We start from the raw sequence: 18,505 nt of genomic DNA, 5'->3' as shown, positions 1-18,505 counted from the left end.
CGCTGATCAGCTCGCTCGATGGGTGTCCGACGATATGCACCCGCTGCTTGGGCCGCCACTGGCCGAACGTTAGCCGATTGCCCGTCCAACCGGGCCAAGCCTCAGTCATCGCCGTACTCGTCCACATCGAGCTCGGCTCCCGTGTGGTGCAGGAAGTTCAATATCCGGCGGTCGAGATGCCAGCCGAGAGACTGATGCTGCGGACTCTCCTCCGCGTCGCCATCGTCACTGAGGTGGCGCACTACCTGGAGCGTTCCGGTGACGCCCTCCCCCTCCGACGCATCGATCTCTCTGGCGAGGGCCGCGATCTCATCGGCGAAGGGCTCAAGCCGGTCGATGACACGGTCGATCTGCTCTTCGAGCGTCAGGCCGCTGTCACGGCACACGACCCTCCACGCATGAACACGCGGCACCGGAGGGCTCTCTCGCTTACTGGCCTTGACGGTCACCTCGTCTGCCCCGAGACCCAACCGCGCCGCCATCTCGTGAGCCGGCATGTGGTCCGATCGCAAGGAGAAGTAGACGTACTGATGCACCCGCATAGCGTCGATCATGACAACGGTCGAGGTAGCCGTCGATGGCCACGAGGTGGTGTACCGGATCATCGCCTCTCGTCACACCAACGCCTGAGCAGGGCGGGTCCATCCGAGCGATGACCTGGCAACACGACCGCCGCAGGGCAGGCTGCCTACTTGACCTTCTGCATCGGTTGACCGGTCAAGGCGCTGTAGCCGACAGTCACCAGAATCATGATGCCGGCCGCTACGAAAGCTACGCCTATCGCCCGTTCCAGCAGGATGAAGCGGGCCAGACGCTCCTCATCCGGGACATCGGGTAGCCAACGCCAGGGCGGGATCCGCCGCAACCCGCCCGCGAAGGACATCGATTGCCGCACGTGCCACTCCGTCACCCCGCGAAAATTGGTGGCCAGTGCGACGCCGAGAAGGCTCAGAGCTGCGCCGAGGATGACAGCCGCTACGACACGCCACGTCTCCATCTGTCGCCTCCGGGTGTGTTACCGCAGTTTCATTGGGGCCGGTGAGCCTACAGTCGCAGACGCACTCGAACGACAGGCCGCTGCTCGTCGGGGCCGCACTCCAGCGCGACCGGACGGGAAACCGTCCCTACTGGACGATGAAACCATCAGCGTCGGAGTCCGGAGTTGGGTCGACGCCGTCGATCTCCACCTGCATGAACTCGGCGAACGCACCCCATGCCGCCTCGACATCGGTCACCGATTCCGGCTCGGCTGACAGCCCACTCTTACGCGGGTCAGCGCTGACGTACCGCCGTGATGCCCCGCCGGGTCCGGGGATTTTCGGATGTCCAGGTACGGCGCACGATGTCATCATGGCGAGATGGCGACCCCAAAGAATGGATCATGAGCCGTAGGCCTCCCCGCGATCTACGACTGCCTCGGTATACGAAGCACGCCGACGCCTCCCCCCGTGTTCCCGACGGGATCTCGGCCAAGGTGCTGCGGCAGATCACCGAAGCCGCACAGGCAGGGCGCTGTGAGGACGTGGAGTCGATGGCCTCGGCCGTCGCCACCTTGGAGCGGTTTCTCCGGCGATCCGGCGCGGTGTTGACGCTCGATCAGGACGCCGACTGCCCCTGCTGTGACCCGCGTCAGGCGATGGACACCCGGCACAGGATCGCCAGGGCGGTCCCCATTGCCGGCAGGCGCGAGGTCCAGGCGATCATGGGTCCCCTTGCTGAGCGGCACCGCGCCCGAACCCTGCACGATCCGAGCCGGCCACAGGACAGTCCGTGGTGGTGGCGACGCATCGCCGATCGCTGAGCGCGTCCGTCACTCGCGTCGGGCGGCGCCGCGCATCGCGTACGCCACAATGCCCGTGACCGCCAGGACGGCCGCGACCACGGCGGCCGACCTGCTGGTGTGGGGTTGGCCCGGCCAGGTGGCGAGCGCGCCCCACGTGCTCGACTGGGGGAACATGGCGGCGACGACCGCCCAGCCCACGGGCAGGAACCAGGCGCGGGCCGCGCCGACGACCGTCGCGCAGAGCGCGGTGAGACCGAGCAGGCCGGCGGAGTCGCGGACCACCAGCGCGGTGGGACCGAAACGCGCGCCGGTGAGCTGGGTGGCGAGCAGCACGACGAGTACGAGTACCAGCACGGCCAGCAGGTGCACGGCGCGCCGCCACGGCCAGCGCAGTGCGGCCGTGCGTTCCAGGTCCTCGTCCGGGGCGGCCAGCGTGGTCGACAGGGCCGCCACCATCAGCGTGACCGTCAGCACGACGAGCAGGAGGACGACATCGCGCTCGGTGGAGAGGGTCAGCCACAGCGCCCAGTTCAGGGCTGCCACGCCGACCGACGCGGCCAGTGCCAGGGGTACGCGTCGTGCGCGTAGGTGCAGGATCATCGCGACAGCAGTCCGGTGGGGTTCTGGCAGGTCAGGATCGCGTCGCGTACGGCCGTCACGCGGGAGAGCGCCTCCGGCGCGGGCAGCTTCTGGAGCTCCCGCCACAGGGCGACCGCCTCGGCGTTGAGCTGCGGATCTTCCTCGATCATTCCGGGGATGACGCCGACGTCGGAGACCGGTTCGCGGCCGAGCAGGTGGTAGGCGGCGGCTCGTTCGACCGCGCCGTCGCGCTCGCAGTCCGGGCCGCCGTATCCGGCGCCCAGGCCGAACACCATCTGCGGGACCACGGCGTCGGGATGAGCGAGGCCGCCGTGGTCGTCGATCCGGACGTCGATCGTGACGACCTCGGGGTCACGGGCGGGCACATCCCCGATCAGGTAGGCCCGCGTGTCCTCGTGCGCCTGCGTGGGGGCGTCCGGCATTTTCCCGAGGGCGGCCAGGCCCTGACGGGCGAGCGGGGTCAGCGCGTCCAGCACGTTCGCGTTGACCCGGGTGACGCAGACCCTCGGTGCGTCGTCGGTGCAGACGAGTTCGCGGGCCACGGGGTCGATCGGCGCGACGAGGCTCGCCTCGTCGCGGGGGACGATCGCCGCCGCGACGCCGAAGCCGAGCAGCACCGGCAGCACAGCGGCCGTCGCGGTCCGTGGACCTTGCGCGACCAGCAGGAGTACGCCGGTGAGCGCCAACCCGCCCATGAAGATGGCGAGCACGGTGGTGACCTGCGGGTCGATGGTCTGGAACGGATAGAACGCGCTGCTGCCGTACGCCGGAGACAGGATCGCGCCCACCCAGTCCGGCCGCATGATCGCGGTGAAGAAGACCAGCAGCACACCGGCCACGGCGAGCACGGGGGCGGTCACCAGGGCGGGTAGCAGCCGACCGATGCCCAGGCCGAGCCAGGCCGCCGCGACCAGGGAGAACGCGCCGACCAGCGTGATGGCGACGACGTCCGGTGGGAAGTAAGCGGCGGTGGACGCGATCCGCATGCCGCCCGCGCCGACCACCAGCAGGAACGCGAGCCCGAGCGTGGCGCCCATCGCGACGAGGACCGGGAGCATCCGGCGAGCGCGGGACCGGGGTGTGGTGGCGAAGAGTTCCCCGACCTTGGCCCGGTGCTCGCGGCGGCCCTGCCACGCCCCGGCGGCGAGCGCGATCGGCCAGAGCAGGAGCAGGTACTCCTTGCTGGTCAGCGTGAGGGACATCCATCCCTCCGACCAGCGGCCCGGGGCGAGGTAGAGGGCGGCGACGCCGACCGCCAACGCGAGCAGTGCCGCGCCGGCCGCGGCGGAGCGCCGAAGTTCGATCCGCAGGACACTCATCGGTTGGCCTCCTCGTGCCGGCGGAGCAGCGCCGAGTAGCCGCGTTCGGCGGGACTGTCGCCCGGGTGGCGCTCGTCGCCCTCGGCAGCCAGACCGGCGGGCGTGCCCTGCCACACCAACCGCCCCTCGTTGATCAGCACCACCTCGGTGCAGGCGGCGACCACGTCCTCGACGAGGTGGGTGGAGACCAGCACGCACGCGTCCGTGCCCAGGTCGCGCAGCAGCTCGCGCAGGTCGAGGCGCTGCTCGGGGTCGAGGCCGACGGTCGGTTCGTCCAGCAGCAGCACCCGTGGATCGTTGACGATGGCCTGGGCGACGCCGGCCCGGCGCAGCATCCCGCCGGAGAGTGTGCGGAGCTTGGCGTCGGCCTTGGCGCTGAGTCCGACGCGGTCGATCGCGCGCTGCGTGGCCGCCGGGATGTCGGGCTTCGGCATCTCCTTCAGCCAGGCCAGGTACGCCACGAACTCGCGCACGGTGAACCGTGGGTAGTAGCCGAAGTGCTGCGGCAGGTAGCCCAGCGAACGCCGGGCCTGGCGCAGGTCGGCGCGACCGTCCACCGAACTGCCGAGCAGGGTGAGCCGTCCTCCGGCGGGTTTGATCACGGTGGCCAGCGCACGCATCAACGTCGTCTTGCCCGCGCCGTTGCGCCCCAGCAGGCCGTGGACGCCGGTGCCCAGGCTCAGGTCGAGCCCGTCGACGGCCAGGTGCCGACCGGCGCGCACCTTCAGCGCCTCGGCGTGGATGGCCCAGGGGTGGATGGTGGTGGCCGTCTCGGCCAGGCTCACCGCTCGCATGGTGGTTCCCTTCAGAACGAGGTGAGGCGCCGGAAGCTGTCGGCGCGTAGGAGGGTCAGGGCGGCCAGCACGACCGTGACGATGGCCCACCCGCCGATGGCCGCGGGTTCCAGGAGCACCGGCAACTCGGCGGTGGCGAGGCTGGGCGCGACCACGGCGGCGGCCCAGGCCGCCATCAGCCCGACCGCGGCGCGGCGGACACCGACGAGGGAGCCGAGCAGCAGCGTGGCGGCGGTGAAGGCCAGGCACGGCAGCAGCATCAGCGCGGGGTTCACCCGGCCCGCCCCGTAGGCGGCGAGCACGCCGAGCACCGGGATGACGAGGACCAGCACCGCCGTCGTACGGCGCAGGAGCATCGTCAGACCGGCCGAGGGGGTGCCGATGACCAGCTCCCAGGCCGGATCACCGCGTCTGCTCCAGGCCGCCGCGACACCGGGCAGCGGCGCGAGGGGCGCGAGCAGCAAAACGATCGACGGCAGCTCGGACAGGAAGTAGGTGAGCAGGGCCGCCGTGCCGAGCACCCCGGCGGTCATGGCCACCCAGGGCAACAGTGCCGCCACGAACCAGCGCTGTCGCAGCGGCGTACGGAGGAAGGCTGTGGACCGTGGGGCGGGCCCGGCGGCGATCGCACGGTCGACGACTGCCGCGACCTCGGCGACCAGGGCGCGCGACTCGGCCGTGGTGCTGCCGGCGAGGCGGGCGCGACAGTCGGCGCAGCTCTCCAGGTGCACCTCGATCGACCAGACGGTCGCCTCGTCGAGACCGGCATCGCCGTCGGCGTAGCGGTCGATGTCGTTGAGGGTGGGATGCGTGCTCATGACAGTGCCTCCCGCAGGACGATCCGGGCGCGGCGGATCCGGGACTTGACGGTGTTCTCGGGTACGCCCAGCAGCACGGACGTCTCGCGGACGGTGAAGCCGTCCAGGACGGTGGCACGTAGCACCGCGCGGACCTCGGGCGGCAGCACGGCGAGCGCCTGTTCGAGTTCCTGCCCGACCCGACCGGCGAGCGCCTCGTCCTCGGCGGCGGGCACGACCGTCTCGACCGGGTGCACCTGCGGCACCCGGGCCTGCCGGGAACGACGCCGGAACGCGTCCACCAGGCGGTGCGCGGCGATGGTCCACAGCCAGCCGACGGCGCTGCCGCTGACCTGGTCGCCGGTGAAGCTGCCGGCCGCCCGCCAGACCGCGAGGTAGGTCTCCTGGAGGACGTCGGCGACCACGTCCGGGTCGGCGCACCGGCGGCGCAGGCGCACCTCCAACCAGGGCGCGGTACGCCGGTACAGCTCGTCGAAGGCCCGCCGGTCACCGCGGGCCACCCGGCGGACGAGTTCCTGCTCGTCAGCCGCGTCCAGGCTTCGTCTCACGACAGGTAAGACGACCGCCCCTCCGAGATCGGGTTCCACGCTACTGTGACCGTCGTCACTCCCACCGGGTCGTCCGGCCGGCAATGGCGTTGCGCGTCCCTCGATGTCCTGTTCGGCCCGCTGCGACGCGGGCCGAACAGGACATCGAGCAGCGGGACCGGACTTAGCCGGTCGCCTCCCGGATCATCGGGCGTCGTAACTCCCGGTGCTGCGATAGACGCCAGGCTCGAATTCGTGGCTGGTGACCCCGCGCCCGGCCAGGATGACCTCGGTGGGCTGCTCGGATGCCACAGCCAGTTCCTGTGGCTCCTGAACCGCGGGTGGCGTGGGCGTCGCAGGCGGAGCAGGCGGCACGCGTAGCGGATAGAGATTGCGCAGGAAACGTTCCACCGGGTGTTCGATCCAGCGGTAGCAGGCCCAGGCCAGGGCGATGCCCATCACCGTCCAGATCAGGAGGACCTTGAGGTTCGTCCAGCTCGCGGGGCTGGCCTTCACCGTGCCCATCAGCCAGTGGATGACCGACAGGTGCACCAGGTAGAAGGCGTAGGACCAGGCGCCGAGGGCGACGAGTGGTTTGCTCCGGAAGATCGAGGGCCGTCCGGAGACGTCACGGATCGCGGCCGCGAGGACCACCAGGACGCAGGCGGGCACCAGGCCCTGCTGCGACCAGTGCGGACCCCACCAGCCCAGCCGAGCGCCCCACCACAGCAGCAGCACCGAGGCGGGCACCGTCGACAGGGCGACCCACAGGTTGAGTTTCGGCCGCCATCCGCGAAGGAGGGCGGCGGCGGCGATCATTCCCAGCAGGAATTCGATGAATCGGATCGGCGGGAAGCGGATATACCAGGAGAAGTCGATCCAGTATTGCTTCGGATCGATGAGATCCTGCACGAAGAACCAGTAGGCCCACTCGACGAACAGGCCGACCGCCGCGACGATCGCGAGCGCCGGCAGCCGAAGTCGCAGCAGCGGCCGGATGACGAACGGGAAGAGCAGGTAGAAGAAGGCCTCGCAGGAGACCGACCACGCGACCGGGTTGGCGACGGAGAAGGCAGCCGGAGGAAACCACGACTCGATGAGCGACAGGCTCAGCAGCGTACGCTTCCAGGACTCGTGCCAGACCTGGTCGAAGCTGACCCACGCGATGGCGGTGCTGACCACGAGCGCGGGCCAGACCCGGGCGAAACGGCGCCAGTAGAACGTCCCGGCGCCCACCTTGGGAGAGAACGACCAGGTCAGCACGAAGCCCGAGAGGACGTAGAAGAACGTGACCCCGGCGTCACCGAAGCGGAAGAAGTCACCGGGCCTGATGCCGTAGACGGTGGGCAGCTTGATGATCTGGTTCGCGTGGAACAGAAAGACGGCGAACGCGGCGAACCAGCGCAACCCGGTCAATGATTCGACCCGAGGCATGCGTTCTTTGGCGGAATTCATCGTGATCTGGCACCTTTTGGGCATCGGCCTGACCGAGGGTCGGCTGGCGCTCCAGGCATAATGCCAGGCATCCCACCGCAGCGGCAGAGGGGCCTGTCGGCCACCAGCCCTTCGGGACCGAGCAGCGCAGGCACTCCGGGGTCTCTGCACCTGCTCGGCGTCCGAACGTCCGAACGGATGTGAGCGGAACCGGCGCGGCGGGCGCTAACGGTATGGCGTCGCCCGGGCGCGTTGGTTTGCCGAAGTCTCCTGGCCCAGTTGTGCGCGGGCACTCATCAGCGCGAACCCGAGGAGATTCTGGCCGCGCCACTGGGCTGGGTCCTCGGCGCGCGGGTCCGTGGCCGCCAGTCCGATGCCCCAGACGCGGTCCCTGGGGCTGGCCTCCACCAGGATCCGGTTGGCCGTGCCCGACAGGTACCGCCCGAGGTCGGGGTGCTGACTGAACTTCGCCACGTTGCCGGCGACGACCAGGCCGAAGCTGTGCTCGTCCCAGCTGGCCTGATCGAATCCGCGTACCTGCCGGCCCAGGGCCTTGACCGCGCCCGGATGTGAGGCCGTCAACATCTGCGCGGCGATCGCCTCGTCACCGAACAGGCGGGCCTTGCCGACCATCATGTAGTGCTCAGCGGTCAGATAGCGGTCGCCATCCACGGTGAATGGCGCCGGCCACCACTGACTCAGGCACCCTGGACCGATGCTGCCGTCGGCCTGCGGCCGGTGACCCCAGAAGAACAGGTACGTGGGACGCCGGCCCTCAGCGACATGGGCGCGCAGGCTGGTGAGGTCGCAGGGCGACGGATCCGTCGTGGTCACGTCGAGCAGGGTGCCAGACCTGTGCGACATCGCCATCGGTTGCTCTCGCCTGGCGCGGGCGGCTCACGTGGCTATCCTCTTCAGGTGCTGGTCCGTGTGGAGATCGTTGACGCGGGTCCGGCATTTCGAAGGGACTAGCGACATGCCCCGTGTGGTACCGGCAGTTATCCGCGCACTCGACGTCCTCGAACTGTTCCTGGACTGCCCCCAACTGTCGGCCCGCCAGGTGATGGAGCGGCTCGACCTGCCGCGCACCACCGTCCACGAGCTGCTGGTGACGCTCGAGGCCCGCTCGTACCTGATCTCCGTGCCGGGTCAACCGGTGCAGTACCGGCTCGGAATGCCGCTGTTCCAGCTGGGCGCGGCGTTCGCGGGTCGGCTCGATCTGGTACGCGAGGCGCAGGGCGTCGCGCGGGACGTGGCCGCCGCCTGCGACGAGGCGGTTCACGTGGCGGTGCTGGACGGCGCCGACGTCGTCTACCTCGTCAAGTTCGACAGCATCCACCCCGTCCGGATGGTGTCCGGGGTCGGGCTGCGGCTGCCCGCGCACTGCACGGCGGTCGGCAAGGTGCTGCTGTCTGCCCTCGATCCGGAGGACCTGGACGCGGTCCTGTTGAAGGATCCCCTGCCGGGGATGACGCCGGACAGCATCACCGACCCGGACCTCCTGCGGGAGCATCTCGACCAGGTCCGGGCGGAGGGCGTCGCGGTCGACGTCGGCGAGTCGGACAGCGCGATGCGGTGCGTGGCGGCGGCGATCCGGGATCACTCCGGTGCCGTCATCGCCGCGATGAGCCTGTCCGCGCCGATCATCCGCTGGACGCCGCAGGTGCAGGTGGAGTGGACCGGGCTGGTCCGCGAGGGCGCGGCCGCGCTGTCGGCGCGGATGGGCTACCGGGCCCAGTCCCGGTAGCAAACCTCCCGCTTTTGGTTCGAAACAGCATCGAAACATTGACATCGGTGACCGGGCTGCTCTAGCGTCGCACCACTCGATGCGGTATATCGAACCTTGTTCGAAATCTCGAACGGCGGTGGTCCCGTGGCACGACCGAACCGGAACGTCAGCGCCACTGTCTCGGCCCTGCCGCCGATCGACTCGACCACGTCGCGCCATCCGAGGTGCGGCACCCGACAGATCTCGGGTGGCTCGGACGGAACGTGCGTGAGCGGACGTCCCACATCGGCGGGCGGACCCGCTCGCCGACACGGCGGCCGACGAACGAACTGATCTCGACAGGCGGCCCTCCGCGGTCGCCAGCACGGAAGCCCAACTGGAAACACGACGATCGCGGCGTTCGCCGGGTACGCCTTCGGCGTGCGGCCGTGCGCGGCGAGATGAGGGAGGCGGGTGTCCATGGAGGACAAATCGGGTTGGTCCCGGCGCGGCGTGCTGGGGATGGGGGTGGGAGTGCTCGGCGCGGCGGGTCTGGCCGCGTGTGGGGGCACCTCCGAATCGCCGACCAAGGTGCAGCCGGAGGTCCCGCAGGAGCTGATCGACGCCGCCGCGTCGATGAAGGGCTCCTCGATGGGGATGTTGTCGCAGAAGCTGTACTCGACGGCGGCGAACGACGCCCTCGACAGCTCGATCAAGAAGTTCGCCGACAGCACCGGCACGAAGATCGAGAACAGCCTGGTCCAGGCCGACGCGGGTGACGTGGTCGCCAAGATCGACGCCGAGGTCAAGGGCGGGGTGGCTCGTGACCTGGCGTTCATGACCGACTCCCGGTTCGTCGCGCAGTTCCAGGCGCTGGGCGACCTGGAGGACGTCACCGACGTCGTACAGGCGCTGACCGCCAAGTACGGCGAGCCGTGCGCGGAGGCCAAGAACTTCTGCGTCTTCGACGGCAAGTGGTTCGCGATCCCGTACCACTTCATCGGGATCGGGTCGTTCCTGCGCAAGGACTGGATGCAGGAGAAGGGCATCACGCCCAAGGACATCTACAGCTGGGAGGAGTTGCGGGACGTCTGCCTGGCGATCTCCGATCCCGGCAAGCGCCGGTTCGGCTGGGGCATGACGATCAACCGGTCCGGTGACGCCAACGGCATGATCGAGGCGCTGATCAACGCGTACGGCGGGTCGATCGCCTCCAACGACGGCAGGAAGGTCACGTTCGACTCACCGGAGACGGTGCAGGCGGTGACCTTCCTCGGCGACATCTACACCAATCCCAAGTACAAGCCGATGCTGCCCCCGGGGATCGCGAGCTGGACCGACACCAGCAACAACGAGAACTGGCTCGCGGGGATCCTCGGCTACACCCGCAACCAGTTCAGCGTCTACGCGGACTCGCGGACCAAGAAGAACCCGGTGCACGCCAACACCCACGTGTTCTCCGACTGCATCGGTCCCGCCACCAACAATCCGCTGCTGCTCGGCCAGTCGCAGGGCTTCGTCGTCTTCAAGGGCGCCAAGAACCCCGCGCTCGCCAAGCTCCTGGCGCAGTACCTGGTCAGTGCGCCCGCGCTGCTCGGAGTGGCGAAGGAGGCGCCCGGTCTGGTGATGCCCGCCTGGGAGAAGGTCTGGGACGCGGACCCGTTCTTCACCAGCGGCGACCCGGCGTTCCCCATGCTGCGCAAGATCACCCAGTTGCAGCTGCCGTTGAACACGAAGAACGGCCTGACCTTCCCGCAGAAGGCCAGCGCCGGCCAGCAGGCCGTCGGCTCGGCGTACGTCCTCACCGACATGATGCAGCAGGTCGTGCAGGGCACCGCGCCCGCGCAGGCCGTGCAGGCGGCCCACACCAAGATGGTGCAGATCTTCAACCAGCAGGGGCTGCCGCAGTGAGGACGCTCCGTCCCGTACGGGTCCCGGCGGCGAGGGCGTCCTCGCCGCCGGGATCCGGCTCCCTCACCGCGACCCAGCGCCGGCTGGGTCGTGACTGGCGAATGGCGGCGCTGTTCCTGACGCCGATGGCCGTGCTGGTCGGCGGCCTCGTGCTGGTACCGATCGCCCGGTCGGTCGTCACCAGCACCACCGAACGGCACGGGCAGGAGTCCGTGTTCGTCGGCCTGGACAACTACCTGCACCTCGTCGGCGACGACCAGTTCCACACGGGCGTGGTGAACTCGTTCGTCTTCACCGCGTACGCCGAGATCTTCAAGGTCGTGCTCGGGCTGGCCGCGGCCCTGCTGCTGCACCACCGACGCCGCGGGCGGGCGGTGCTGGCGGGGTTGCTCCTGGTGCCGTGGGTGGTGCCGACGGTGGTGACGGCCTTCAGCTGGCGCTCGCTGCTCGACCCCATCTTCGGCAGCGTCAACAACCTGCTCACCGCCACCGGGATCGGACCGCTGCTGGTCGACCTGCACCTGGTGGACAGTTGGCCGGCCGGCTGGCTCTCCGACCCGTCGCTGGCGATGCCGTCGGTGATCATGGTGAACGTCTGGAAGGGGGTGCCCTTCTTCACCGTGTGCTTCCTCGCCGGGTTGAAGGCCATCCCGGCCGACCTGTACGAGGCGGCGACCATCGACGGCGCCTCGGCGTGGCAGCGGTTCGCGAACGTGACGCTGCCCGGCCTGCGCCACGTGATCACCGTGACGGTGACCCTGTCGTCGATCTGGACGTTCAACAACTTCGACCTCGTCTGGCTGCTCACCCAGGGCGGTCCGGGCGACGTGACCGCGCCGTACGTGCTGGTCGCGTACTCGAAGGCGATCCTGCAGTTGCAGTACGGCGCGGGCGCGGCGGTCACGCTCGTCATGCTGCCGGTCATCGGCGGGCTGGTGTTCTTCCTGGTCCGGCTGTTGCGCCAGGATTCGGGGGCGAAGCTGCCCCGGGCCCGACGCGCGACGCTGCGGATCGGCATCCGGGCGCGCAAGGCCCTGCCGTGGGTGATCACCGCAGTGGTCACCGGCCTGCTGATCTGGGCGTCGCCGGAGATCTTCTGGAAGGCGGCGGTCGTCCTCGGGGTGATCCTGCTGATCGCGGCGGCGGTCGGTCGGGTGGTGTCGACCCTCCAGTCGCGCGGCGGTCGCCGGTCATCGTCGGCGGTCTCCAGCCTGGGCTCCTGGGTCGCGCTCGCCGGATTGCTCTTCTTCGTGCTCGGCCCGCTGTACTGGATCGGCGTCACGGCCTTCAAGTCCGAGGGCCAGGTCGTCATGCGGACGGACGACCTGTGGCCGACGCCCTGGACCACGGAGCAGTTCACCGCGCTCTTCGCCAACCAGCCGTTCGGTCGCTGGTACCTCAACACGCTGCTGGTGTCTGCGGCGTCCACCGCGGTGGCGCTGGTCTGCGCCGCTCTCGCGGGGTACGCGCTGGCCCGGCTGCGGTTCCGGGGCGCGCAGGGGTTCACCGTCACCGTGCTGCTCACCTACGTGATGCCGGGCGCGCTGCTGTTCATCCCGCTCTACCAGATGCTCATCGGCGTACGCCTCACCGACTCGTTGTGGTCGCTGGTGGTGACGTACCCGACGTTCACGCTGCCGTTCGCCACCTGGCTGCTGGTCGGCTACTTCTCCTCGATCCCCGTGGAGCTGGAGGAGGCCGCGCTCGTCGACGGCTGCACCCGGCTACAGGCGTTCGGCCGGGTGGTGCTGCCGCTGGCCAAGCCCGGACTGCTGGCGGTCGCGCTGTTCACCCTGACCAACGCCTGGAACGAGTTCCTCTTCGCCTTCGTGTTCATCACCAAGGACGAGTACAAGACGCTGCCGGTGGGAATGCAGTCGATGATCGCCGGAGACGTCGTACCGCAGGGACAGCTCGCCGCGGCGTCGCTGCTCGTCAGCATCCCCGTGGTCATCATGTACGCGCTCGGGCAGCGCTTCCTGACCGAAGGGCTCACCGCCGGTGCGGTCAAGGGCTGATCGGCGGCCGGTGGTGGAGCTTCGCGCTCCCCCACGGCCGCCTCCCGCCGGGGCTGGAGCGAGCAAACCTGAGGAATCAGGCGTACGCGAGCAGGAAGTCGACTGTGCCCGTCCCGCCGGGCTGGCCCGGCGGGGTCTGAAGGGCGGGCTCGCTGTTGATGACATAGAACCCGCCGTTGCCGATCAGGCGAGGGGTGACCGCCATCGCCTGGTCGGCCATGTTCGCCCCGGTCGGGCGTACGACGTAGTCGCGCAGCAGCGTGAACAGGTTGTTGTTCAGGTTCGCCACCTGGAGTACCCGGTAGGAGCGGGGAGCAGGCGCTCCGCCGCTCGTCAGGCCCCAGATCGGGATGATCTGGTTCGGCCAGTTCGCCGGGTTGTTGCTGATCACGTTGTCGTAGTTGTTGAGCTGGGTCTGGATGCCACTGTGGATGCCGGCCAGGTGGATGTGCAGTTGGTCCTGCTGGCGGGCGCTTGCGGAATTGATGCCGAGCCCGATGTTCGGGTACACGACGTGCGAGGGCTGCCCAGGCTGGGCGTTGATCCAGGCATCCAGCCAGTAGTTGGGCGCGGCGGCGGTCGCGATCCACGGGCACTCGATGCCGCTGATCCGGCAGGTGGGCACCAGCAGGAAGTTGTGGTTGTTCGCCGGTCTGCCGTTGAGCACCACGTAGTCGTTTGCCGTGGTCAGACAGTTGGTCGCCGGAGTGGTCCTCGTGCCCAGGCAGACCTGCACCCGGTCCCACAGGTCGTACCTGCCGCCGGTCTGGTTCCGGAAGCCGCACAGGGCCGACTCGGTGGGGCAGTTGGCACCGCCCGGGGCGGGTGGTGAGGGCTCGGGGGACGGGCCGCCGTCGGCCATCCCGCCGTCGGCTCCGGCCAGGGCCAGCAGACCGCCCGCGCTGGCGGCCCCGGACAGCTTGACGAACTGACGTCTGGCTATCTGATCGATCCGTTTGCTGCCGCTCATCGCCAATCTCCACCCACGATCCGAGGTCGCCGCCCGCCCGAAGTCCCTGCTCAGAGGTTCGGACGGGAAGGCTGGAACGTGCCGAGATTAGGACAAAGTTTCACACCTCAGCGGGTCGCCGGTTGCGGGGTCCCCTGATCGTGTCGCGAGGCGGCCTACCTGGGGAGCGGGTTGGCGACGCCACCCGCGACCTGTCCCACGTCCCCGCCGGCCACCTGCACCACCGGTTCCTGGGCTGGGCCCGGCGATGACGTCTGCTCAGGGCGCGAGCGGCTTCTCGAACCAGTGGTGGGCGTAGTGCTCGGTGTTGTACGGCGGGATCTCCCGGTAACCGGCCGAGCGGTACAGGGCGATCGCCTCGGTGAGGTTGCGGTTGGTGTCCAGCCGCACGGCTGTCGCACCGCGCTCGGCCGCGTACCGCTCCAGCTCGCCGAGCAGCCGCCGCCCGACGCCCAGCCCGCGCACGGTGTCGGCCACCCAGACGCGTTTGATCTCGGCGCGTCCGTCGCGGTGGAGTTTGACGGCGCCGCAGCCGACGGGCTCGCTGTCGAGGGTGGCGAGCAGGAGTACGCCAGCCGGCGGTACGAGCGCCTCGTCGTCGACCGGGTTGCTCAGCGCCGGGTCGAAGCCGTCGTCGAACCGTCGTCCGATCTCCCGGGCGTACGCGCGCAGGCAGGCGCGGGCCCGCCGGTCACTTGGCGGACACGGCTCGATGACCACCATCGACCCGACGAGCAGCCGTTCGACCTCGGCCATGGCGGCGACGAGTCGGTCCCGACGGTGTGCGCTGAGCGGTTCGAGGATCGAGGCCGCCAGTTCGTCGGACCGCCGGTCAAGTTCGGTCCACTGGGTACGGCCGGCGTCGGTGAGGGCGGCGGTGCGGACCCGACCGTCGCCGCCTACCTTGCCTGCCGGCCCCACGGTGACGAGCCCGTCGTTCTCCAGGGCGCGCAGGAGCCGACTGAGGTATCCCGAGTCGAGGCCCAGCCGGGCTCGCAGCGCCGCGACCTCGGCACCCGCCGGGCCGATCTCCCAGAGCAGCCGAGCCTGCCCGAGCGGGCGTCCCTGGGCCATGTACTCGTCGTCCAGCGCACCCACCCGCTGGGTCACCGTCCGGTTGAACCGCCGCACGGCGGCGATGAGCGCGGCGTCCATACCCCTGACTTTAGTCAGGCTTCTCCTCGCTGCGGTAGGAGAAGATGCCGGCGCGGTCCAGAACGACCACCACGAGCACCACTGAAGTGGCGACCGCGCTGACCGCCAGCAGCGGCAACCGCAGCGCTGCCGCCGCGCCGGACAACGCGAACAGGGCGGCCACCCGGGGCCAGGAGAGCCGCCGGTGGATCGCCAGGGAGAACAGGATCCTCCCGATGAGGAACAGCGTGGGCCCGCCCAGGATGACCACCACCGCGGTCAGGTCACCCTCTTCCGTCGGATGGGCGATGCTCAGCTCGGCGCCGACGGCGGTGACCACCAGGCCGCCGATCATCACGAGGTGCAGATAGCCGGTACGGACGGCGAGCCGGATGGGATTGCCGTGCTCGATGGCCGGGGCCAACCGCCGGCCGGCGGGCGTCAGATAGAGCAGGCCGATCAGCACGGCGGTGGCGAACACCAGCAGGAACGCGGCGGTCTCCGGCAGGTGCAGGTCGGTGTCGGCGTACGAGAGACCGGCGACCAGGACGAGTTCACCGAGCGCGATGATCATGATCTGTTGGTACCGCTCGGCGAAGTGTCCGCTGACCAGGCGCAACTCCTCCGGCTTGGCGCGGCCGAGGCGCGGCGTGGGCCAGCCGAATCGTGGTCCGTTGAGGTCGATCGCCAGCGCCAACAGCCACAGCGGAACCCGCCAGCCCATCAGGAACGCACCGGCCAGCCACGGTACGGCGGAGACGCTGTACCAGATCAGGATCCGCAACGCCCGGCGCTGCCGCGGGTGCCCCCGCAGCGTCATGGCGGTGACCACGCCCCGACCGACGACCAGCCCGACGTACGCGCCGGCGAAGAGCAAACCGCGACCGTCCAACGCCTGCGGGATCGCCACCCCGGCCAGCAGACTGCTCAGGGCGGCGGCGAGCAGCAGCAACCGGATCAACGGGCTCTCCGGGTCGTACCAGTCGGCGAACCAGGTGGTGGTCACCCAGATCCACCAGACCGCGGTCAGCAGCAGGCCGGTCCGCAGCACGCCGACCACGGTCAGGTCGTGCAGCAGCTGGTCGGCCAACTGGCTGAGGGCGAGGACGAACGCCAGGTCGAAGAACAACTCCAGGAACGAGGCGCTGAGCGGGGTGTCGCTTCCCCGTAGCAACCGTTCGGGCCGGCCCGCCATCGGCGCTCCTCCCGATGGCACGCCCTGACTCCGTTCGTACCACCCGGAGCCGACCGCCGAAGGCGAAAGCGGGTCAGCGGCGGACGCCGACCCCGGCGTACCCGTGCGATTCCACGACCTCGGACTCCCCGTCCGGCCGCCACCGGGTGGTCTCCACCAGGCCGGGCTCCACCAGGTCGTACCCGGCGAAGAAACGCAGCGTCTCGCTGACCCCTCGTGTCGTTGATCCGGCTGCACCCCTGCTCAACGCCGACCACGGTGGGGGCACCCGCGCACGAGGAGGGACGCCGATGACCAGTCGACGGGAGACCGTACGGGTCGAGAAAGACCTGTTCCGCGCCGTGTACGACTCGCCCGCGTCACTGCCCGGCCGGCACCGGTGGACCACGCCGGAATCAGACGTCCGGCGTCTGGAGAAGCTGCTCGGCATGCCGACGCGCACCATCGGCGCCCCGCTCTGGGTCAGCGGCGACGAGCCGGACTGCCCGAAGTGTGGCCGGCGGATCACCTGGTACGACATCGTCTCCTCGGCGGTCACCGGGCTGCACGACAAGGGCATGATCGCCGAGGTCATCCTCGGCGACCACAAGTACGTCAACACCGAGGTCCCGGACACGATCGCGGGCGTGCACTGCGCCGACTGCCACACCCCCATCGAGGGTCTGCGCAGCTTCAAGTGCCACAACTGGGCGTACGCCTTCGAGGCGCTGGAGGCCGTCCGGGAGCGGATGAACGGCGGACCGGGACCGGCGCAGCTCTGAGCCGCCTCACCTTCGCGTTTCCAAGATGCCTCCAAGTTGAACGGGGTATGAACGTCTGGTGAGGTGATTCATGGCCGACAACGGCAGCACGGACGTCCCAGAGATCAGCGCCGAGTGGTACCGCGACATCGTCGACGCGGCCGCCGCCACCCCGCACCCGGTGCAGTGGTTCGTCGGGCACGCCACCGAGGGGGTGATCCTGCTGCTCGGCGCGCTGTTGGTGACGGCCGCGCTGCGCCGCCTGGCCGGCAGCCCGCACCAACGGGCACTCGCCCTGGTCGCGCCGCTGCCGACTCTCCTGGCGTACGCGGGCAGCGAGTGGCTCAAGACGGTGGTGGACGAGGACCGACCGTGCCGGACGATCGGACGAGCGATCATCGCCGGCACGTGTCCACCGCCCGGCGACTACTCCTTCCCGAGCAACCACGCGACACTCGCCGGCGCGCTGGCCGTCACCATCCTGCTGCTCTCCCGGCGGCTCGGGCTGATCGCGTTGCCGCTGGCCGTGCTGGCCGCGTTCTCCCGGGTCTTCGTGGGCGTGCACTACCCGCACGACGTGGCGGCGGGTCTGCTGCTCGGTGCCCTGGTCGCGCTCGTCGCGACCCCGCTGCTGGCCCGACCGACCGCCGAGGCGCTGCGTCGCCGCACCGACGCGCGCCGTCCGGTGCCCGACCTGGCCGGCCGACCCCGCCCGTAACCCCTCAGGTGGCCAGGAGGGCACCCGCCGTGCCGAGGAGCAGGAACGGGCCGAACGGCAGATGGGTGGTCCAGCGGACCCGTCGGGCCACCAGCAACCCCACGCTCACCAGCGCGGACAGCCCGAACGTGAGCAGCAGCCCGAGCACGAGGACAGGCCAGCCGTACCAGCCGAGCAGCGCTCCCACGCCGAGCGCCAACTTGGCGTCGCCCAGCCCGAAACCCCGCCGACCGAGCAGCAACGTGCTGGCGGCGAAGAACAGCGCCAGCCCCGTACCGGCGGCGACGGCCCGTACCCAGGGACCGGCCCCGGCACCGGCCAGCGCCGCCACGCCGAGCAGCAGCCACGTCCCGGCCGCCGCGGGCAGGGTGAGCCGGTCGGGTAGCCGGTGCACGGCCAGGTCGACGAAGACCGCCGGTAGCGTCCAGCCCAACCACCAGGCGAGGGCCGGCAGCGCCCCGAGCGGCGGGCCGACGAGCACGAGCAGCGCCACGGCGGCGAGCGTGGCCAGCTCGACCGTGCCGGGCGGCGGCCCGACCCGGCCGCGGCACCGGCCGCACCGCGCCCCCGGACCGAGCGCGGGCCACGGCCTGGTCAGGCTGATCGCGGCCCCGCAGGCGTCGCAGCCGGTCCGGCCGGGAGCACCCGAGGGTACGGCGTGACGCACGACGGCCAACCGCAGCGGCGGAGTGACGAGCAGGGACGCCGACACCGTGCCGAGCCGGGGCCGGGCAGCACCCGCGACGGGCCCGGCCTCCGTGGCCGCAGGCCTGCCGGAGGAGGACGATTGGTCGGACGGTTCAGCCGTCAGCGCCACGTCGACTCCACTGATGGGC

The 18,505-nt window shown here is 70.1% G+C and carries 20 protein-coding genes; 6 read left to right on the top strand and 14 right to left on the bottom strand.

Going from position 1 to position 18,505, the window contains the following annotated elements; genetic code table 11:
* Positions 1-101: 101 nt before the first annotated feature.
* Both ACN269_RS21035 and ACN269_RS21030 read right to left on the bottom strand, forming a co-directional pair.
* Positions 102-605 (bottom strand): DUF4279 domain-containing protein, encoded by a 504-nt coding sequence (locus tag ACN269_RS21035; RefSeq protein ID WP_421474022.1) that lies wholly within the window; start codon positions 603-605, stop codon positions 102-104.
* An 83-nt stretch (positions 606-688) separates the two neighbouring features.
* Positions 689-997 (bottom strand): hypothetical protein, encoded by a 309-nt coding sequence (locus ACN269_RS21030; RefSeq protein ID WP_421474021.1) that lies wholly within the window; start codon positions 995-997, stop codon positions 689-691.
* Between the two features lie 477 nt (positions 998-1,474).
* On the opposite strand from ACN269_RS21030, the gene ACN269_RS21025 reads away from it, so the two are divergent.
* Positions 1,475-1,801, top strand: a complete 327-nt coding sequence (locus tag ACN269_RS21025) for a hypothetical protein (protein WP_421474020.1) — start codon at positions 1,475-1,477, stop codon at positions 1,799-1,801.
* 9 nt (positions 1,802-1,810) lie between these two features.
* Here the strand turns inward: ACN269_RS21025 and ACN269_RS21020 are convergent, their stop codons facing one another.
* From ACN269_RS21020 to ACN269_RS20990, 7 genes are all read right to left on the bottom strand, one after another.
* Positions 1,811-2,383, bottom strand: coding sequence for a hypothetical protein (locus ACN269_RS21020; protein ID WP_421474019.1), 573 nt, complete (start codon positions 2,381-2,383; stop codon positions 1,811-1,813).
* Complete coding sequence (locus ACN269_RS21015; RefSeq protein WP_421474018.1) at positions 2,380-3,702, bottom strand: hypothetical protein; 1,323 nt, start codon at positions 3,700-3,702, stop codon at positions 2,380-2,382. The genes ACN269_RS21020 and ACN269_RS21015 overlap by 4 nt, the downstream gene beginning before the upstream one ends.
* On the bottom strand, positions 3,699-4,496 hold the full coding sequence (locus ACN269_RS21010) for an ATP-binding cassette domain-containing protein (RefSeq protein WP_421474017.1): 798 nt from the start codon (positions 4,494-4,496) through the stop codon (positions 3,699-3,701). The genes ACN269_RS21015 and ACN269_RS21010 overlap by 4 nt, the downstream gene beginning before the upstream one ends.
* 11 nt (positions 4,497-4,507) lie before the next feature.
* Complete coding sequence (locus ACN269_RS21005) at positions 4,508-5,314, bottom strand: zf-HC2 domain-containing protein (RefSeq protein WP_421474016.1); 807 nt, start codon at positions 5,312-5,314, stop codon at positions 4,508-4,510.
* Positions 5,311-5,862, bottom strand: a complete 552-nt coding sequence (locus ACN269_RS21000) for an RNA polymerase sigma factor (protein ID WP_396800621.1) — start codon at positions 5,860-5,862, stop codon at positions 5,311-5,313. Before ACN269_RS21000 ends, ACN269_RS21005 begins: the two co-directional genes overlap by 4 nt.
* Positions 5,863-6,045: 183 nt before the next feature.
* Positions 6,046-7,296, bottom strand: coding sequence for an acyltransferase family protein (locus ACN269_RS20995; protein WP_421474015.1), 1,251 nt, complete (start codon positions 7,294-7,296; stop codon positions 6,046-6,048).
* 204 nt (positions 7,297-7,500) lie between these two features.
* Positions 7,501-8,109, bottom strand: coding sequence for an NADAR family protein (locus ACN269_RS20990; RefSeq protein ID WP_421474014.1), 609 nt, complete (start codon positions 8,107-8,109; stop codon positions 7,501-7,503).
* 142 nt (positions 8,110-8,251) lie between these two features.
* Between ACN269_RS20990 and ACN269_RS20985 the strand changes: the two genes are divergently transcribed.
* The 3 genes from ACN269_RS20985 (at position 8,252) to ACN269_RS20975 (ending at position 12,912) form a co-directional block, all read left to right on the top strand.
* Positions 8,252-9,022, top strand: a complete 771-nt coding sequence (locus ACN269_RS20985; protein WP_421474013.1) for an IclR family transcriptional regulator — start codon at positions 8,252-8,254, stop codon at positions 9,020-9,022.
* 441 nt (positions 9,023-9,463) lie between these two features.
* Entirely contained in the window at positions 9,464-10,894 is a 1,431-nt protein-coding gene (locus ACN269_RS20980; RefSeq protein WP_421474012.1) for an extracellular solute-binding protein, read from the top strand.
* Positions 10,895-10,995: 101 nt separating this feature from the next.
* A complete protein-coding gene (locus tag ACN269_RS20975; protein WP_421474011.1) occupies positions 10,996-12,912 on the top strand; it encodes an ABC transporter permease subunit in 1,917 nt (638 codons plus the stop codon).
* A gap of 76 nt (positions 12,913-12,988) precedes the next feature.
* On the opposite strand, the gene ACN269_RS20970 is transcribed toward ACN269_RS20975, so the two are convergent.
* From ACN269_RS20970 to ACN269_RS20955, 4 genes are all read right to left on the bottom strand, one after another.
* Positions 12,989-13,882 (bottom strand): CDP-diacylglycerol diphosphatase, encoded by an 894-nt coding sequence (locus ACN269_RS20970; RefSeq protein ID WP_421474010.1) that lies wholly within the window; start codon positions 13,880-13,882, stop codon positions 12,989-12,991.
* Positions 13,883-14,140: 258 nt separating this feature from the next.
* Positions 14,141-15,037, bottom strand: a complete 897-nt coding sequence (locus tag ACN269_RS20965) for a bifunctional helix-turn-helix transcriptional regulator/GNAT family N-acetyltransferase (protein ID WP_421474009.1) — start codon at positions 15,035-15,037, stop codon at positions 14,141-14,143.
* A 10-nt stretch (positions 15,038-15,047) separates the two neighbouring features.
* Positions 15,048-16,211, bottom strand: a complete 1,164-nt coding sequence (locus ACN269_RS20960; RefSeq protein WP_421474008.1) for a low temperature requirement protein A — start codon at positions 16,209-16,211, stop codon at positions 15,048-15,050.
* Between the two features lie 73 nt (positions 16,212-16,284).
* Entirely contained in the window at positions 16,285-16,458 is a 174-nt protein-coding gene (locus ACN269_RS20955; RefSeq protein ID WP_421474007.1) for an SAM-dependent methyltransferase, read from the bottom strand.
* Positions 16,459-16,501: 43 nt separating this feature from the next.
* On the opposite strand from ACN269_RS20955, the gene ACN269_RS20950 reads away from it, so the two are divergent.
* Positions 16,502-16,972, top strand: a complete 471-nt coding sequence (locus ACN269_RS20950; RefSeq protein WP_421474006.1) for a hypothetical protein — start codon at positions 16,502-16,504, stop codon at positions 16,970-16,972.
* A gap of 70 nt (positions 16,973-17,042) precedes the next feature.
* The gene (locus tag ACN269_RS20945; protein ID WP_421474005.1) at positions 17,043-17,669 is read left to right on the top strand and encodes a phosphatase PAP2 family protein; all 627 of its coding nucleotides are present in this window, start codon (positions 17,043-17,045) and stop codon (positions 17,667-17,669) included.
* Between the two features lie 4 nt (positions 17,670-17,673).
* On the opposite strand, the gene ACN269_RS20940 is transcribed toward ACN269_RS20945, so the two are convergent.
* Positions 17,674-18,381, bottom strand: a complete 708-nt coding sequence (locus tag ACN269_RS20940) for a prepilin peptidase (protein WP_421476467.1) — start codon at positions 18,379-18,381, stop codon at positions 17,674-17,676.
* Positions 18,382-18,505 lie beyond the last annotated feature (124 nt).

It is taken from the genome of Micromonospora sp. WMMD736, assembly GCF_049179015.1.
Classification (GTDB): domain Bacteria; phylum Actinomycetota; class Actinomycetes; order Mycobacteriales; family Micromonosporaceae; genus Micromonospora.
This window is presented reverse-complemented; position numbering and strand designations above follow the sequence as displayed.

Coding starts and splice junctions, on each gene's coding strand:
- ACN269_RS21035 (WP_421474022.1), bottom strand. CDS start 605: ATGATCCGGTACACCACCTCGTGGCCATCGACGGCTACCTCGACCGTT.
- ACN269_RS21030 (WP_421474021.1), bottom strand. CDS start 997: ATGGAGACGTGGCGTGTCGTAGCGGCTGTCATCCTCGGCGCAGCTCTG.
- ACN269_RS21020 (WP_421474019.1), bottom strand. CDS start 2,383: ATGATCCTGCACCTACGCGCACGACGCGTACCCCTGGCACTGGCCGCG.
- ACN269_RS21015 (WP_421474018.1), bottom strand. CDS start 3,702: ATGAGTGTCCTGCGGATCGAACTTCGGCGCTCCGCCGCGGCCGGCGCG.
- ACN269_RS21010 (WP_421474017.1), bottom strand. CDS start 4,496: ATGCGAGCGGTGAGCCTGGCCGAGACGGCCACCACCATCCACCCCTGG.
- ACN269_RS21005 (WP_421474016.1), bottom strand. CDS start 5,314: ATGAGCACGCATCCCACCCTCAACGACATCGACCGCTACGCCGACGGC.
- ACN269_RS20995 (WP_421474015.1), bottom strand. CDS start 7,296: ATGAATTCCGCCAAAGAACGCATGCCTCGGGTCGAATCATTGACCGGG.
- ACN269_RS20985 (WP_421474013.1), top strand. CDS start 8,252: ATGCCCCGTGTGGTACCGGCAGTTATCCGCGCACTCGACGTCCTCGAA.
- ACN269_RS20980 (WP_421474012.1), top strand. CDS start 9,464: ATGGAGGACAAATCGGGTTGGTCCCGGCGCGGCGTGCTGGGGATGGGG.
- ACN269_RS20975 (WP_421474011.1), top strand. CDS start 10,996: ATGGCGGCGCTGTTCCTGACGCCGATGGCCGTGCTGGTCGGCGGCCTC.
- ACN269_RS20970 (WP_421474010.1), bottom strand. CDS start 13,882: ATGAGCGGCAGCAAACGGATCGATCAGATAGCCAGACGTCAGTTCGTC.
- ACN269_RS20965 (WP_421474009.1), bottom strand. CDS start 15,037: ATGGACGCCGCGCTCATCGCCGCCGTGCGGCGGTTCAACCGGACGGTG.
- ACN269_RS20960 (WP_421474008.1), bottom strand. CDS start 16,211: ATGGCGGGCCGGCCCGAACGGTTGCTACGGGGAAGCGACACCCCGCTC.
- ACN269_RS20950 (WP_421474006.1), top strand. CDS start 16,502: ATGACCAGTCGACGGGAGACCGTACGGGTCGAGAAAGACCTGTTCCGC.
- ACN269_RS20945 (WP_421474005.1), top strand. CDS start 17,043: ATGGCCGACAACGGCAGCACGGACGTCCCAGAGATCAGCGCCGAGTGG.